The 16,727-nt window shown below is 31.1% G+C and carries 13 protein-coding genes; 4 read left to right on the top strand and 9 right to left on the bottom strand.

Annotated features, from left to right (window positions below; genetic code table 11):
- Positions 1 to 29 precede the first annotated feature (29 nt).
- From Q0776_RS06685 to fabD, 6 genes are all read right to left on the bottom strand, one after another.
- Positions 30 to 1,127 (bottom strand): type I phosphomannose isomerase catalytic subunit, encoded by a 1,098-nt coding sequence (locus tag Q0776_RS06685; protein ID WP_298366266.1) that lies wholly within the window; start codon positions 1,125 to 1,127, stop codon positions 30 to 32.
- Positions 1,128 to 1,153: 26 nt separating this feature from the next.
- Positions 1,154 to 2,410: a divalent metal cation transporter gene (locus Q0776_RS06680; RefSeq protein ID WP_298366264.1), complete on the bottom strand. Its 1,257-nt coding sequence runs from the start codon at positions 2,408 to 2,410 to the stop codon at positions 1,154 to 1,156.
- A gap of 216 nt (positions 2,411 to 2,626) precedes the next feature.
- Positions 2,627 to 3,340 (bottom strand): FCD domain-containing protein, encoded by a 714-nt coding sequence (locus tag Q0776_RS06675; protein WP_298366262.1) that lies wholly within the window; start codon positions 3,338 to 3,340, stop codon positions 2,627 to 2,629.
- Between the two features lie 354 nt (positions 3,341 to 3,694).
- Positions 3,695 to 5,254 (bottom strand): RagB/SusD family nutrient uptake outer membrane protein, encoded by a 1,560-nt coding sequence (locus tag Q0776_RS06670; RefSeq protein ID WP_298366260.1) that lies wholly within the window; start codon positions 5,252 to 5,254, stop codon positions 3,695 to 3,697.
- 12 nt (positions 5,255 to 5,266) lie between these two features.
- Complete coding sequence (locus Q0776_RS06665) at positions 5,267 to 8,269, bottom strand: TonB-dependent receptor (RefSeq protein WP_298366258.1); 3,003 nt, start codon at positions 8,267 to 8,269, stop codon at positions 5,267 to 5,269.
- A 652-nt stretch (positions 8,270 to 8,921) separates the two neighbouring features.
- Positions 8,922 to 9,803 (bottom strand): ACP S-malonyltransferase, encoded by an 882-nt coding sequence (gene fabD, locus Q0776_RS06660; RefSeq protein ID WP_298366256.1) that lies wholly within the window; start codon positions 9,801 to 9,803, stop codon positions 8,922 to 8,924.
- Between the two features lie 75 nt (positions 9,804 to 9,878).
- Between fabD and Q0776_RS06655 the strand changes: the two genes are divergently transcribed.
- A complete protein-coding gene (locus tag Q0776_RS06655; protein ID WP_298366254.1) occupies positions 9,879 to 10,571 on the top strand; it encodes a queuosine precursor transporter in 693 nt (230 codons plus the stop codon).
- 93 nt (positions 10,572 to 10,664) lie between these two features.
- A complete protein-coding gene (locus Q0776_RS06650; protein ID WP_298366252.1) occupies positions 10,665 to 11,060 on the top strand; it encodes a hypothetical protein in 396 nt (131 codons plus the stop codon).
- Positions 11,061 to 11,097: 37 nt separating this feature from the next.
- On the opposite strand, the gene Q0776_RS06645 is transcribed toward Q0776_RS06650, so the two are convergent.
- Positions 11,098 to 12,063 carry a YitT family protein gene (locus tag Q0776_RS06645; protein WP_298366250.1) on the bottom strand — a complete coding sequence of 322 codons (966 nt, stop codon included), beginning with the start codon at positions 12,061 to 12,063 and terminating at the stop codon, positions 11,098 to 11,100.
- A gap of 26 nt (positions 12,064 to 12,089) precedes the next feature.
- Complete coding sequence (locus Q0776_RS06640) at positions 12,090 to 12,887, bottom strand: DUF2797 domain-containing protein (RefSeq protein WP_298366248.1); 798 nt, start codon at positions 12,885 to 12,887, stop codon at positions 12,090 to 12,092.
- A 46-nt stretch (positions 12,888 to 12,933) separates the two neighbouring features.
- Here Q0776_RS06640 and Q0776_RS06635 point away from each other — a divergent pair, with 46 nt between their 5' ends.
- Entirely contained in the window at positions 12,934 to 14,463 is a 1,530-nt protein-coding gene (locus Q0776_RS06635; RefSeq protein WP_298366246.1) for a GH3 auxin-responsive promoter family protein, read from the top strand.
- A 45-nt stretch (positions 14,464 to 14,508) separates the two neighbouring features.
- Positions 14,509 to 15,690, top strand: coding sequence for a carboxypeptidase-like regulatory domain-containing protein (locus tag Q0776_RS06630; RefSeq protein WP_298366244.1), 1,182 nt, complete (start codon positions 14,509 to 14,511; stop codon positions 15,688 to 15,690).
- 18 nt (positions 15,691 to 15,708) lie between these two features.
- Here Q0776_RS06630 and Q0776_RS06625 read toward each other — a convergent pair whose 3' ends face one another.
- Positions 15,709 to 16,686 carry a polyprenyl synthetase family protein gene (locus Q0776_RS06625; protein WP_298366242.1) on the bottom strand — a complete coding sequence of 326 codons (978 nt, stop codon included), beginning with the start codon at positions 16,684 to 16,686 and terminating at the stop codon, positions 15,709 to 15,711.
- Positions 16,687 to 16,727: the final 41 nt, after the last annotated feature.

Below are 16,727 nucleotides of genomic sequence, written 5' to 3'. Positions count from 1 at the left end.
GCTTTCAAAAATTTGAAAGCCTTTTTTGTTTAATTCGGTGGATAACACAGTAATATTTTTGATTTTATTTGTGTTTTAAATGTTATAGTGTCAATTGCAGCCGAAAGGAATATTTCATCTCCTTGAACAAAACTATATTCTTTATTTCCACATATTATCACTCCTTCTCCAGAATATATTACGGCAACAAAAAAACAGCCGTTACCTTTAAGAGTGTAACTTCCATTTAAATCGAGTTCACCCAATCCAAAACAATTGGTATGCTTTTCATTAAAGATTGTTTTTAAGGTAAATTCTTTTCCAGAATCTAATATTTCTGGTTTAACTTTCCACTTTTCTAATGCCTCATTATAAGAATAGGTATCGTAATGAAAACATTCAAGCATATTTTCTTCCCCAACACCTTGATGAATTAGTTCGTCTCCAATAGTTAGTCCTCCAGGGGTTATTTTCTCTACACGCATTGTATAATCTGTTGGTTCTTGAACTTCCATCAAAAAACAACCGCTTCCTATTGCATGTGGCACTCCACCATAAATCATAAAAGCATCTCCCGGTTTAACTTCTATTTTGTGAAGACAATTAAGCATACCTTGTATATCTTGGCTTTCAAAATATTTTTTCCACAGTTTCTTGGTAACACCTTCTTTAAAACCCATATAAATGGCACTTTTTTCTCCATTTATTTCTCTATTGTTTAATACATACCAAGACTCCGTTTTTCCAAATTCTGAATTAAGCATTTTACGCGCATATTCTTTATCGGGATGAACCTGAATGGTTAATCGTTCTAAAGAATCGAGCATTTTTATCAATACTCCAGTAGTTCCGTATTTTTTCGCAAGTTTTTCACCTAAATATAATTCTAGATTAGAGTTTACTAATTCTTTAAGTGATATGTTACCTAAAGGTGTATTTATTATAGAAAGACCTTCGTCTAATGGTCTATTATTACCTCTGGCCGTAATAGTTGACATAATCCATTCTTCTGGAAAACTACTATCGGTTTCTGGAATATCTTTCTTCCATTTATCAATTAATGCACCGCCTTCATAAGTTCTCCAAACACGATTTGAAAACTGTTTTAGTGGTAAATAAGCAAATTGTTCCAAATTTTTATTCATCATTAGTTCTAAATTGTAGTAATTTAATATTAAATAAATTCTAAGAATCCGTTTATTGCCACATACAACATATAACAATTAAAAATAAAAGTTGCCCACAAAGCTATATTTAAGCCAACACCTATTTTAAACTGTTTCATTATCTCCTTTTTATTCAAAAGTAAAATCAAAAATAAGGTTATCAATGGCATAATAAAAGGACTTAAAGCTTGAGAAGCAATTAATATCCAAACAGGTTTTCCTCCAAGAAATGGAACTACCAAACCAGATAAGGCAACCAATACAACAATAGTTTTGTACAGTGGTTTTTTCATATCACGTTCTGTCCCAGTATAATCTGAAATTATCCAAGGAAATAGAAGTAAATTTGGAAAAATAGAAGAAAGTCCTGCTCCTATTATTCCCAGAGTAAATAAAGTAAGCGCAAAATCCCCCGCCCAAGGTCCTAAGGCATGCATCATATCCGTAGCATCTTCAACAGGAACTCCCTGAAAATACAGGGTACCTGTTGCACTTATCATAATAGCTAAACTTATAAAAAATGTCATAGCCATAGATGACATTGCATCGTTGTTTTCGGTTTTAAGGTCATCTATTCCCCAATTTTGTTCTTGTACCAATATACTTCGCGAAGCCAAACAAACACCTGCCATTGTTGTACCTACCATTCCTGCGATAATTATTCCTGTGTTATCGCCTATTGGTAATTTTGGAAAAAATCCTGTAATTGAAGTGCCCGATTCTGAAACTACCATTACACTTGTAATTATAAAAGCTAATGCCATAAATGCCACCATTATACTCATAGCTTTAATAAAATTTGCATGTTTACCTGTCCAAAAAAGACTGATTAATAAAACAATAAAGAATATGGCGATAATTGGAACATTAAGAAAAGAGATGGAAGTTTTTACTGAAATCCATTCCATTGTAACCTCAGCTACAACACCCATAACACCAATAACTGAAGAAACTATTGAAACTAATAGTGCTGTAATAATAAATATTGTTAACGGTTTTCCAAAATTCTTTTTGAAATTATACATTAAAGTATTACCTGAAACTATAGTAAGTTTACTTATGGATATTATTAAAAAATAAGTAAAAAAACAAGACAAGAATAGAGCCCAAGAAAGACTTAGTCCAAATTTAGCTCCAGAAACTACCATCGAAGTTACACTACCTGTCCCAACAACATAACCGATGATAAAAAATGCTGGTCCAAAGTTTTTAAGGATCTTTTTTAACTTTTCTGAAAGTGAAGCATTTTCTTTTTTCGTGCTCATTTTTTATATTGTTTTATTGTAGAATTATTACCTAAAGTAACTACTCTTCGTTTTAAAATGTAACCTTGCTATTGTCCTTATTTATTCTTTGTTTATTGCTAGCATTAAAAACCACACCTTCTAAATTGGTTATTTTGGTTAAATTTAAATGTGTTGAATTAAATCTAATAATGTGCATATAGGAAAATTTCCAACAAGCTTATAATTTAAAACTATTTATAGTTTTTTAACGATTTTAAAATGAATCTTCATTTTATTTACAGCAAGTTGAGGGTTTCCATCCTTTATGGCGCAGAATATTTCTTCGTGTATTTTAATCTCCTCTAAATCAACATTTTTTTTCACATCCGAAACAAATTTGCTCTTATCACAACTATTATTTTCGTATACACTAATAAGTTTGGGAGTAATTTGTAACATTAACGTATTCATGGTGCTGTTACCACTGGCTTTTGCAATTGCTAAATGAAACAATAAATCCTCTTGAAAAGCATTTTCACCATTCAATGATTTTAATTTATAATTAGTAAGTTTTTCTTCAATTTGCTTAACATCGAATTCCGTTCTTCTTTCAGCGGCTAATCCTGCAATTTTTAATTCCAAATGAACTCTAGTTTCCACTAAAGATTTAAAATCTTGTTCTTTTAGACTTAATACATCTCCAATAATTCCATTTAAGGCTATTTGACCAATGTCTGCAATAAAAGTACCGGTTTGAGGAATTGATTTTACCAGTTGATAAAACTCTAATTTTCGAATGGCTTCTCTAACATTTCTTCGACTTACATCTAATTTTTCAGACAGCACTCTTTCTGAAGGTAGTTTATCTCCAGGCTCTAGATTTTTGTATAGTATTAAATCCTTAATTTTATTAATAATATCATTTTGGATAATAATATTCTCTTTTCTATTTAGTGCTTCCGACTTCATTTAATATTTTTATGAATTTTATGCCTGAAATTAGAGATACGCTTAGTATCAATATATTAATAATTGTATTTAATATGTGAAAATTTGTTTTAGTAGATTAGTATGAAATATTGGTGTTATAAATTTTACCAACCTGATATTCAGGTCGGCAAAACTTTAACCAAACATAAATAATAATTTGGAATTCTGATTTAGTTTATAAATTAATCAGAAGTATAAAGTGTGTTAGAACAGTATCGTTTATTAAAAATAAACGACAAGAGAACTTTAAATAACCTCGGGTTTAAAATTGAAATACATCAATATAAACCCAAGGATAAAACTTAACCATGCTCTAATCAAAAAACATTTTTATTAGTAACCTGGATTATTTGGTTGTAAGTTTGGATTTCTCTCTAACTCGTCTCCAGGCAATGGCATTAAATAATCGTCAGCTGTAAAGTTTGGCTTAGCACCTTCATAACCAGCAGGACCAAATACTTCATCTCCCATTTTTCTTCTTACAATATCATACCATCTTTTACATTCAAAAGCTAGTTCAACTCTACGCTCTTCTAAAACATCTTCAACAGTAATTGAAGTAAGATCTGCCGGAACAGCACTTGGAGCAAATACCATTTCTCTATCCGCACCAGTTTTATAAGCCCCACCTTGTCTCGCTCTAGCTCTAACTCTATTTAGATAAGTAAGTGCAGGACCGGTTTGACCAACTTCTACACCTGCCTCTGCAGCAATTAACAATACCTCTGCAAAACGAATCATTGAATAATTATGACTTGTTGCTCTACCACTTCCACGAGCAAATTCTCCTGGGTAACGACTATATTTAGCAATGTATGGTGTATTTCTTGCATCTTGATGCTCACTATATGTAAAATTATCATAAGTTTGAAAAGCAACTACTCCAGCCTTATTTGCTATATATGCTTCTTCATCAAAACTTACTTTAGTTCTATAATCGTTTTGATCAAATGATGCATATACTGCTTCAGTTGGAACTGCAACAGACCATCCGCCACCTTCATTTCGTTGGTCATTTCTAATACCTGTCATTGGAGCAATTTGATCGTAGGCATTATTAGAAGCCTCCACGTTATTATAATCTAATGCAAATATTGGCTCCGGAGAACCATCTATTACCTCTGCATTAAATAAGTTTTGAAAATTTGAATCCAGATCTAATTGATAAGCAGGTGTAGTAATCACTTCTACCGCTTCATCATATGCTTTTTGAAACATTGCTTTATCATCTGTACCGGCCATTGTTAAATAAACTAATGCCAAATAAGAACTAGCAGCCGCTTTTGATGGTATTCCTGCAGATGGTTGAGTATTTGGTAACCATTGCTTGGCAAATGTTAAATCTGAAATAATATTTGCATAAACCTCTGCTGCTGGTGTTCTACTAATTGCGCTAGAAGCCTCTGCATCAGTTACTGAAGCCCCTAGATATGGAACAGCACCAAACTGTCTAACTAAATGAAAATAATAAAAAGCTCTAATAAAATAAGCCTGTGCAACAACTGGATTTTTAACATCCTCATCCACAGCCACCTTTGCAGCACCCTCAATTGCTAAATTAGCAGCAGCAATTCCTTGGTAAGTTTTTAACCAAAATTCACTAATCATTCCATTATCAGTTAAAGTAGTTAACATATCATGTTCTACTCTTCTTGTTTGTGAAGATTGAAGATTTACCATATCTGAACGCAACATTAATGCTATAGAAAGTTTTCTTCCCCAGAACTTCTCGTTGATTGCGTGCGTTTTTGCACCTTCAACAGCAGTTTGTATATCATTAGTTGTTTGGAAAAAACCATCCGGAGCTAACAAACCTATCGGCTCTTCTTCCAAATCTGAACATCCTATTATTGATAATCCTATCAATAAGAATATATATTTAAATGCTTTCATATTTTTTTATTTTTAAAATTTTAAATTAACACTAAAACTCACAGACCTTACGGTTGGATAATTCCCAAAATCGTATCCACTAAGTGTATTGCTCGATATATTACTATCAGGATTTGTACCTTCATAGTTCACCTCAGGGTCTAAACCTGAGTAATCTGTAATAGTAAATAAGTTTTGCGCACTTAGAGAGAATCTTACATTTTGTAAATTCCACTTTTCAGCAATTTCTGAAGGTAAATTATATCCTAATGCTATATTTTTTAATCTAATATAACTTCCATCTTCAACAAAACGAGAAGATATTTCTCTATTGCTATTATTTCCAACACGTGGCATATTTGTATCTGTATTACCCGATCTCCACGCATTATTAAAATAGTCATATGTTGTATTGGAATCTCCATTCATCAACTGAACATTTGTCATATTGAATATTTCTCCACCAGATGAACCTTGAAAAAAGATGTTCATATCAAAGTTTTTGTATGAAAAATCATTATTAAGTCCCCAGTTAAAATCTGCATTAGGATTCCCAATTATAGTTCTATCTGAAGCTGTTATATCACCACTACCATCTACATCCACAAATAATGGATCTCCGGCAACAGCATCTGGTAAAGTTGCTGTCCCTGATGGAGCAGTTCCTCCTTGAAATACTCCTGCATAATCATATCCCCAAAAAAGACCAACTTCTTCTCCTACTCTTAAAATTGTACTATCATCTAAACTAAAGTAACTTGGAGTACCATCAAAAAACAAATCTTTATCATTTACTAAACTAACAACTTTGTTTTTGTTTGCTGCAATGTTAAAATCTGTGGTCCATCTAAAATTATCGTTAGAAATATTTCTTGTACTTACAGAAAATTCAAAACCTTTATTATTTATTTCTCCTAGATTTGTTAAAATTTCATCATTTAAAAAACCAAAATATTCAGGAGTACCATTGTTACCTAAAATTAAATCTTTGGTATCAATATTATAATAATCTAATGAAAGAGAAATTTTATTATTTAATAAACCTAAATCAACACCAATATTTGATTGATAAGAAGACTCCCATTTTAAATCTGGGTTAGCAGGTTGATCTGGCGTAATAGCTGATACCGTTTCGCCATTGCTTGATGCATAAAGACTTTCAAATCTAGCCAAAGATTGGTAAGAAGCAATAGATGGGTTACCTGTAACACCATAACTTACTCTTAATTTTAAATTAGAAATGTTGTCGCTATCCTTTAAAAAGTCTTCGTTAGATATTTTCCAACCGAAAGCAGCTGAAGGAAAAACTGCATATTTTTCATTGGCAGCAAAGTTAGAAGCACCATCTCGTCTTACTGTAGCAGTAATTAAATATTTATCATTAAAATCATAATTTACCCTACCAAATACCGATTGAACTTCTTTTGTTGTAATAGAAGAATCCGGTTGTAAAAATCCGGTTGAAGTACCTAAACCATAGTAAATAAAACTATCTGAAATTAAACCTGTACCAGCTACAAATGACATTTCACTAACATCTCTTTGGTAAGAATACCCTCCTAATAATGTTAAATTACCATTACCCAACTCTTTTTTATATGTTAAGTAATTTTCACTCAATAACGTAGTGTTTTTTCTATTCTCAATACTTGCTCTACCTCCAACAGCACTTGCTGAAACTGAAAGTGATGATGGCACATAAAGTCCTTGGGTACTATTTCTTGTACTATACCCAAAAGTTGTCTTAAAAGTAAGATCTTCTAAAATATCATAGCTTAAATAAGTGTTTGCTCTAAAGTTATCTATTTTAGTTTCATCAGTTCTTAAAGTGGCAACTGCATAAGGGTTGTCAATTGGATCACCAATACCCGTTTGAGAAGTATAGCTACCATCAGCATATTGAACTGGTAAATCTGGAGAAAATCTCATCGCTAACGAAATTACATCATCTCCACCTGCACCAATACCATTCCTACCTGTAGATTGGGTTGCAACACCGGTTTTATTACCTCTACTACCAGTTAGGTTCATACCTAATTTTAATTTATCCGTAACCTGGGCATCAATATTAGATAAGAAGTTTGCTCTTTCAAAACCAGAGTTAACAATAACCCCATCTTGTTTAAAAAAGTTACCAGATGCATAAAAATTCATATTTTCTGAACCTCCAGAAAATGAAACTTGATGATTTTGCGTACTTCCTTGCTGATAAATTAAGTCTTGCCAATCTGTATCAAAACCTGAACCAGTAAAAGTATTAGATCCGCCTCGGTTTGCTATTATCTCATTTTGATAAGCTACAAAATCACTTGCATTTAGTAAATCTAAACTATTTGCAGTATTTTGAACAGAATAAGTAGTATTAAGTTCAATAGAAATTTTACCTTTTCTACCCTTTTTTGTTGTTACCATTATAACCCCATTAGATCCTCTAGACCCATAAATTGCAGTAGCCGACGCATCTTTTAATACTTCCATAGCTTTAATGTCATTTGCTTGAGGCATTGTTGCTCCAACAAAACCATCAACAACAATTAAAGGAGAACTACTTGCACCGATAGAAGTGTTACCTCTAATTTTTATGCTAATAGGAGCACCTGGCTCACCACCATTATTAGATTGCACAACAACACCTGCTGCACGACCTTGTAAGGCCTGAGATGCATCTAATACAGGGTACGCTGTTAATTCTTCTTCTTTAACAGAAGATACAGAACCTGTAACATCACTTTTCTTTACCGAACCATATCCAACAACAACAACTTCTTCAAGTTGACTTGCATCTTCAATCATCTGAACATTTAATACTTTTTGATTGGTTATTGTGATGGATTGTGTGACAAACCCCAAAAATGAGAATTGAACAACATCACCTTTTTTCACATTTAATTCGTACTTTCCATCAAAATCGGTAGCAGCACCTCTTGATGTATTAGCAATAATTACGTTAATCCCAGGAATAGGGGCGTTGTCAGCTCCAGTTACTGTTCCTGTAAGTAAATACCCGTCTTGAGCTAATATTGTGAGATTAACCATCAATATTAGAATTAGTGTTAACTTTAATTTTAAATTCATTTTGTTTAAATTATTTTATTAGTGTTTTCTTTAATGTGACCTCACATTAATACTGCGATATCAATCGCTATAGCTCCGACTTTAAGAAATATAATCCTCTTTAAAAACGTCAATTATAATTTACAATTTATTAGAAGGATGTTTTCACTAAAGTGATTACTCGTTTTTTTTTAACTTCTTCACTGAAGTAAATTTTAATAAGAATAAGGATTCCTAACCTTGTTTAATTTTAAAAATTACGCTTCATAAAATATTTGATTTTAATTAGATTTAGATTTGATTATTGGTTTTCCAATTTGGTTAACTACTCTGGTTTACCAGTTTGGTTTTCCAAAAGTATGTTATTTTTTTGTTAAAAAAAAGTTTTTATATGTTTTATTACCCTAAAACTATTTTTTATTACCAGTCGTTATTTTAATGGTGAATAAAACTTCTATTTATAAAATAGGTTCTATAGTGTGAATAATTAAAAAACTTGAGGTATAATTTTATTTATTGGGTAAACTCAATATTAAAAATTGTGCATAAAAAAAAGGCTTTCAAAATATGAAAGCCTTCTTTAATATAATTCTAGTAAACAATAATTCTGTTTACTATTTCTAAAAACTAATTACTAAACTGCTGCACCACTAGCTGAAACAGTTCTGTCTATTTTACGCATCAATCCTTGCAAAACTTTTCCTGGACCTACCTCAATAAATTCAGTTCCTCCATCTGCAACCATTGCCTGTACACATTGAGTCCAACGAACTGGAGCAGTTAATTGAGCTATTAAATTTTCTTTAATTTCTTCTGGTTTTGTTACGGCTTTAGCTACTACATTTTGATAAACTGGACACGTAGGCTTGCTAAAAGTTGTATTTTTTATGGCCTCTGCTAATTCTTCTCTTGCAGGAGCCATTAATGGAGAATGAAATGCCCCACCAACAGGTAATTTTAATGCTCTTCGAGCTCCTTTCTCTAATAATAATTCACAAGCTTTATCTATTGCCGCTATTTCCCCAGAAATTACCAATTGCCCAGGGCAATTGTAATTTGCTGCTACCACTACCCCATCAATACTTTCACAAATTTCTTCAACTACATTGTCATCCAATCCTAAAACTGCGGCCATTGTAGATTCTTGCGCTTCACAAGCTTTTTGCATAGCCAAAGCTCTTTTTGAAACTAGTTTTAAACCATCTTCAAAAGTTAATACGCCATTTGCAACTAATGCAGAAAGTTCTCCTAATGAATGACCCGCAACCATTTCTGGTTTAAAATCATCGCCTAAAACTTTTGCTAATATTACCGAGTGTAAAAATATAGCTGGTTGGGTTACTTTTGTTTGTTTTAATTCATCCGCAGTTCCTTCAAACATAATATCAGTAATTGCGAAACCTAAAATTTCATTTGCTTTTTCGAAAAGCTCTTGTGCTAAAGGATAGTTTTCGTATAAATCTAATCCCATCCCTGAAAATTGTGCTCCCTGACCTGGGAAAATATATGCCTTCATAATATAATTTTTCGGTTTAAATTTGAAAATGCAAAAATACGAAATATTTGCTATATTCGTATCAACTTACTTCTAATGAATCATAAACTTAAATCTGAAGCTTTTACAATTTACCTTATTTTAGGATCCATGTTTATTGCTGCGTTGGTCGCCTCAAATTTAATTTTTCAAAAATTCTTTTATTGGAATCCTTTTGGAATTTTTCGTTTTGAACTTTCAGTAGGAATTTTACCTTATCCTATTACTTTTTTAATAACCGATATTATTTCCGAAATATATGGTAGAAAAAAAGCAAATCAGGTTGTAATAGCTGGAATTTTCGCTTCATTTTTTTCAATGGGTATAGTTTTAATTGCAAATTATGTTCCTGCAATTGATAATTCTCCTATTAACAATGAAATTTTTACAAAAGTGTTTGGATTATCTCCTATTGCGGTTTTGGCTTCAATGCTTGCTTATTTATTTGCACAGTTTATTGATATTCGCATTTTTCATTTTTGGAAACGCATTACAAAAGGAAAGCATTTATGGTTGCGTAACAACTTCTCTACATTTGCATCGCAGTTTATTGATACTTTAACAGTGGTTTCTTTACTGTGCTTTTTTAAAGTACTTCCTTGGAGTTTATTTTCAACTTTATTAATTAGCGGCTTTCTTTTTAAAATATTGATTGCTTTGTTAGATACACCAATTTTGTATTTAATCGTTTATTTATTTAAACGCAGATTTAACCTAAAAGCTGGTGAAGAAATTGAGCTCATTCACTAATTAAATTTTGGCATATTTTTTGAATTAACATTAATACTAGGTAACAAAATAATAATTAGATTGATATACTAGTATAAATGAAACATAAAGTAAATGGCTAAAGCCATCAATAAAAAGAAACATTTATTTTTTATGAAAAAAGCACACGTTTTTTTGATGCTTACAATTGCACTGACCTTATTTAACACAAGCTGTAACAAGTCTGATTTAGATATCGATGTTCCAGCTTGTATTGAAAGTAAAATTATTGCAATTCAAAATAATAGTGTTACCAATCCGCCAACAGAAGTTTGGAGGTGGGTAGATAATAATAAGGTATATTATTATATAACCTCAGATTGTTGCGACCAATTTAATCTATTATATGACACCCAATGTAACCTAATATGTGCACCAGATGGTGGTTTTTCGGGGCAAGGCGATGGAAATTGCCCAACATTTTCAAATAATATTACAAAAACTTTAGTTTGGATAGATGAAAGAAATTAAACTACAATTATTTAATTTCCAGTAAAAAAGGCAGTTTTTATTTTAAAGGTCTCTTTTTTATCATTCCACCTTTGGTATCTTTTATACTATTCATTATTATAAATGCATTTTCATCAATTTTATCTATTTCTGTTTTAATCCGAGCAATTTCGAGTCGAGTAACAACAGTATATAAAATATCTATATTTTTTAAATCCACACCAGTTCTACCAAATCCTCCTTTTCCACCATAAATAGTTACACCTCTTCTTAACTCCTCGGTTATCATTAAACGAATTTTTTCACTTTTATCAGAAATTATTGTAATACCTGTATATTCTTCAACACCTTCAATAATAAAATCTACTGTTTTGGCAGCAGCCATATAAGTTAGCATTGCATACAATGCAACTTCTATAGACATTATATACGCTCCAAATGAAAATATGATAACATTAAAAATTAAAATAATATCCCCTATACTTAATCCTGATTTTTTACTTAAATAAATTGCTAACACTTCAGTTCCATCAATAACTGCACCACCTCTAATAGCTAATCCAATTCCTCCTCCCAAGAAAAAACCACCAAAAACAGCAATTAATAACTTATCAGAAGTTATTAAAGGATATGGTATAAAATGAACTGATAATGCCAATGCAATTATTGCTAAAACACTCTTTAAAGCAAACCCCTTTCCTAAACTTGAATAACCTAAAATTATAAAGGGTAAATTAACAATTATTATAAGTAAAGAAAGGGAAAAACCGGAGATTTCCGAAATTAACAAGGAAATTCCCATTGCACCACCATCAATAAATGAATTTGGTAATAAAAATCCTTTAAGCCCAAAACCTGCTGAAACAACTCCAATAAAAATAAAAAATAATTCACTTAAGGTATGTGATATTCCAACTTCTAAAATTTTAACCTCTTCAGCTAATTCTTTTTGATGTTTAGACTCCTCATTCCTCAGTCTTTTTTTAACCGTATTAACAATAATGTTATGGATAAATGTTATCATTTATATTTTTATTTTATTAAAATTAATTAGTTAATAGTAATTATCACTTTATAACCTTCATTATTACGCACATTAAAAACCGTGTTATCTTCAAATAATAAATATTGCCCTTTTACTCCAACTAATTTTCCAGAGTAAACATGAGACTTTTCTAAATTTAAGGTTTTAATTTTAGAAGGGTATTTTAAAACCGGATAATTAATTTCTACAACCTTTCCATTATTTTCTAAAAAATATTCTTTAGCTTCATTTGGTATAAATTGTTTGAGTTTTTCTTTTTCTTCAAATAAATCATCTTCAGAAATTTGATTTTTTAACATTTTTTGCCAGCTTGTTTTATCGGCAACATGGTTTTTTAGTGCTACCTCTGTAATTCCGGCTAAATACCTATTAGGAACCTCAACAATTTCAACTGCTTTTGTAGCACCTTGATCAATCCAACGAGTTGGGACTTGTGTTTTTCTAGTTACCCCAACTTTTACATTACTGGATAATGCTAAATAAACAACATGTGGTTGTAGCTGCACCTTTTTTTCGTATTCTAAATCTCTATCTTCAATACCTTTATGTGCGGTACTTAATTCTGGTCGCATTATCCAATCTCCAACCGAAGCACTCTCATAAAAGCATTCATAACAAAACCCTTGTCTAAATATTTTTTTTTCTTTTCCACAACATAAACATTGATAACCTTCAAAACTAATTTCTATTTCGCGGTTTAAAAGCTGATTTAAATTTAGAAAATCTCCTTTCACATCTAAATAGTATTGAACCTCGTCATTTAATTCGGTCATCATTTTTTTTAAAACTGTTTGATATTGCATAAAGAATTTTTATTAAATTTAACTCGCTAAATATACTTAATATAATATGCCCTTTCAAATAGTTAATTCAATAATTTCTTGGTTCTTAAAAAAAAGAAAACATCAAATGGAATTGTTCCTAAAATACCCAATTGATGTTCAAAAAGAACTGTTATTCAAATTATTAGTTAAGGCACAACATACTGAAGTTGGCAAAAAATACGATTTTAAAAACATAAAATCGTACAAAGAATTTGCTTCAAAAATTCCAATTCAACAATATGAATCTATTGAACCACTTATTGAACGCACCCGAAAAGGCGAGCAAAATGTTTTTTGGCCAACTCCAATAAAATGGTTTGCAAAATCTAGCGGAACCACTAATTCAAAAAGCAAATTCATTCCTGTTAGTGATGAAGCCTTAGAAGATTGCCATTTTAAAGCTGGAAAAGATATGTTGTGTTTATATTTTAATAATAACGAGGAGGCTCAACTTTTTACAGGAAAAGGTTTACGCTTGGGTGGAAGTAGCGCTGTTTATGAAGACAACGACACCTATTTTGGAGATTTATCGGCTATTATAATTGAAAACATGCCATTTTGGGCGGATTTTAGCAGTGCGCCAAAGCAAGAGACAGCTCTTATGGGCGAATGGGAAACCAAAATGCATGCTATTGTTGAAGAAACAATAAAAGAGGATATTACTAGTTTGGTTGGCGTTCCATCTTGGATGTTAGTTTTACTTCACAAAGTTTTAGAACGTACTGGCAAGAAGCATATTTTAGAAGTTTGGCCAAACCTTGAAGTTTATTTTCACGGCGGAGTTAATTTTAACCCATACAGAGAACAATTCAAGAAATTAATTCCAAAAAAGGATTTTAAATACTACGAAACTTATAATGCTTCCGAAGGTTTTTTTGCAATTCAGGATGTAAATAATTCTACAGAAATGCTCCTTATGCTAGACTATGGAATTTTTTATGAATTTATTCCAATGGATACTTTTGATGGAGAACATTCTATTGCCATTTCTCTTGAAGATGTAAAACTTCATACAAATTACGCTTTGGTAATTACAACCAACGGCGGGCTGTGGCGTTATTTAATTGGCGACACAATAAAATTTACTTCATTAAACCCTCACCGAATTAAAATTACCGGTAGAACTAAACATTTTATAAATGTTTTTGGAGAAGAACTAATTATTGAAAATGCAGAAGAAGCTTTAAAACAGGCTTGTTTAAAAACAAATGCTGAAATTATTGAATATTCAGCAGCTCCTATTTTTATGAACAAAAATAAAAGCGGTGGACATGAATGGATGATTGAATTTAAAAAACAACCCGAAAATATTAATTACTTTTCTGAATTATTAGACAATGCTCTAAAATCTATAAACTCTGATTATGAAGCCAAACGTTATAATAACATGACTTTAGCAATGCCAATAATTCATATAGCTCCAAAAGGTTTATTTTATGAATGGTTAAAAAAGAACGGTAAATTAGGAGGGCAACATAAAGTACCTCGACTTTCCAATGGAAGAAACATAATGGACGAATTATTAATTTTAAGCAAAAAAGAAACTGTAGTTTAACCAACCAGACAAAATTATTATATTTAAAAAAAAATATTTTTCTGAATGAATCTTACGTTTATAAGCCGCAAAAAGTACATTTTAATTTCCTTATTAGGAATATTTATTTCCTTATTTCAATTAACCGCACAAACTAAAAAAATAGAACTGAAAGGAGTTATTATCGATGAAGGTGGAATTACAATTCCTTATGCATCAGTTAGTATTGTTTCTAAAAGTAGAGGAACTTCTAGTACAGAAGAAGGTGAGTTTTCACTCCACGTTTCAAATGATGAATTAAAAGACACTTTAACTATTTCATCATTAGGATTTAATTCGGCAAAAATTCAAATAGAAAAATTTCTAAATCTAAAAGAGAAGAAAATTATTCTAAAAGAAAGTGCTATAATGATGGATGAAGTTCAATTATTAAGCGCTAAAACCTATGTTATAAACGCACTAAAACTGCTAAAAGACAACACCTTAAGTAGTCCTCATGTTTTGGAAATGCTTTACAGAAGAGCAACAACTGAAGGTGGAACTTCGAAATTTTTTGTAGAAAATTATTTAAAATATTTAGATAAAGGCCCTGCTTATGGTTTGGGCAGATTACAAGTTACTGAAGCCAGAAAATCAGCCGATTATAGAGTTTGGAAATCAAAGGATTGGGTTCACTGGGTAAATTATATGGCACAATTAAACCCGCTAAGACCAGTTGATTCTCAACATAGAAGAAATTTAAAAAAGTTTAGTTGGAAAAGAACTGGAAACTCTTCGTATGAAGGTGAAGACGTTTTAATTGTAACAGGTCAAAATCCTAAAATTGATTGGGAAAGAATTACTTTTTATATTGGAATAGATACACATAAAATATACAAAATAGAAAGAGGAAGAACTTTATATTTATATAAGAATCATAAAAGTGGAAAATTAGTATTGAATTACTTTAAACATGAATGGGTGTTACAAGATGAAAGAATCCCTAAAGAGTATAGAAATACAATTGCCAAAAGAACTTCATACAAAGTAGAAGGTTCGGTATATAATGTACACACTGAAAAAGATAAAAGAAGAATTAAGGATTACGGTTTAGATTTAGATATGGGACTTTTAGATTTACCATACAATGCCGAGTTTTGGAATAATTTAAGTTTGCCACCCGACACAAAATTTTATAAGAAAATTAAGTCTGAAATTGAAGGGCTTTATGGAGTTCCACTAGAAACTCAGTTTAAATTGGTTAATTAAAAAACGGTAGATAGTTTTTTATATTTTACGATCAACAACATAGTTAACCATAGTCACTAAGGATTCTTTGTATTTAGAATCTGGGTAACTATTTAATATCTCAAATGCTTGTGATTGATAGTTTTTCATTTGTTCTGTGGTATATTCAATTCCTCCACTTGCTTTAACAAATTCAATAACTTCTTTTACCCTTTGTTTATTTTTATTATGATTCTTAACCGAGTTAATCAACCATTTTTTTTCTTTATCCGAGCAATTATTTAGAGCGTAAATTAAAGGTAACGTCATTTTTTGCTCTTTAATATCTATACCTGTAGGTTTTCCTATGTGCGCATCTGTATAATCAAACAAATCATCTTTTATTTGAAAAGCCAAACCTATCAACTCTCCAAATTTACGCATCTTTTCAATTTCTTCGGCAGAGCTCTCCACTGATGCAGCACCAATTCCACAACAAGCAGCAATGAGCGTAGCTGTTTTTTGACGTATAATTTCAAAATAAATATCCTCAGTAATATCTAAACGCCTGGCTTTTTCAATTTGTAACAATTCGCCTTCGCTCATCTCGCGTACCGCAACCGAAATCAATTTTAAAATATCAAAATCATTATTATCAATAGATAATAATAAGCCTTTCGAAAGTAAAAAATCACCAACAAGCACTGCAATTTTATTTTTCCATAAAGCATTAACCGAGAAAAAACCTCTTCTTCTGTTGCTATCATCCACTACATCATCATGAACTAAAGTTGCAGTATGAATTAATTCTATTATTGAAGCCCCTCTATAAGTGCGTTCCTCAAACCTTCCGCCAGAAACCATTTTTGCAACCAAAAACACAAACATTGGTCGCATTTGTTTTCCTTTTCTTCTAACAATATAATGTGTAATCCTATTTAATAAAGGAACCTTAGTTATCATGGATTCTTTGAATTTACTTTCAAAGAGTTCCATTTCTTTAAGTATCGGTTGTTTAATTAATTCTACAGGTTTCATTCAATAACAAAAATAGCAGATTATTTTAAATGACATTACTT

This window comes from uncultured Lutibacter sp. (genome assembly GCF_947495725.1).
Classification (GTDB): Bacteria; Bacteroidota; Bacteroidia; order Flavobacteriales; family Flavobacteriaceae; genus Lutibacter.
The sequence above is the reverse complement of the archived record's forward strand: the minus strand, read 5'-3'. Positions and strand labels throughout refer to the sequence as shown.

Bases quoted from the DNA above. Each gene is read 5' to 3' on its own strand.
- Q0776_RS06685 (WP_298366266.1), bottom strand. From the start codon at position 1,127: ATGATGAATAAAAATTTGGAACAATTTGCTTATTTACCACTAAAACAG.
- Q0776_RS06680 (WP_298366264.1), bottom strand. From the start codon at position 2,410: ATGAGCACGAAAAAAGAAAATGCTTCACTTTCAGAAAAGTTAAAAAAG.
- Q0776_RS06675 (WP_298366262.1), bottom strand. From the start codon at position 3,340: ATGAAGTCGGAAGCACTAAATAGAAAAGAGAATATTATTATCCAAAAT.
- Q0776_RS06670 (WP_298366260.1), bottom strand. From the start codon at position 5,254: ATGAAAGCATTTAAATATATATTCTTATTGATAGGATTATCAATAATA.
- Q0776_RS06665 (WP_298366258.1), bottom strand. From the start codon at position 8,269: ATGGTTAATCTCACAATATTAGCTCAAGACGGGTATTTACTTACAGGA.
- fabD (WP_298366256.1), bottom strand. From the start codon at position 9,803: ATGAAGGCATATATTTTCCCAGGTCAGGGAGCACAATTTTCAGGGATG.
- Q0776_RS06655 (WP_298366254.1), top strand. From the start codon at position 9,879: ATGAATCATAAACTTAAATCTGAAGCTTTTACAATTTACCTTATTTTA.
- Q0776_RS06650 (WP_298366252.1), top strand. From the start codon at position 10,665: ATGGCTAAAGCCATCAATAAAAAGAAACATTTATTTTTTATGAAAAAA.
- Q0776_RS06645 (WP_298366250.1), bottom strand. From the start codon at position 12,063: ATGATAACATTTATCCATAACATTATTGTTAATACGGTTAAAAAAAGA.
- Q0776_RS06640 (WP_298366248.1), bottom strand. From the start codon at position 12,887: ATGCAATATCAAACAGTTTTAAAAAAAATGATGACCGAATTAAATGAC.
- Q0776_RS06635 (WP_298366246.1), top strand. From the start codon at position 12,934: ATGCCCTTTCAAATAGTTAATTCAATAATTTCTTGGTTCTTAAAAAAA.
- Q0776_RS06630 (WP_298366244.1), top strand. From the start codon at position 14,509: ATGAATCTTACGTTTATAAGCCGCAAAAAGTACATTTTAATTTCCTTA.
- Q0776_RS06625 (WP_298366242.1), bottom strand. From the start codon at position 16,686: ATGAAACCTGTAGAATTAATTAAACAACCGATACTTAAAGAAATGGAA.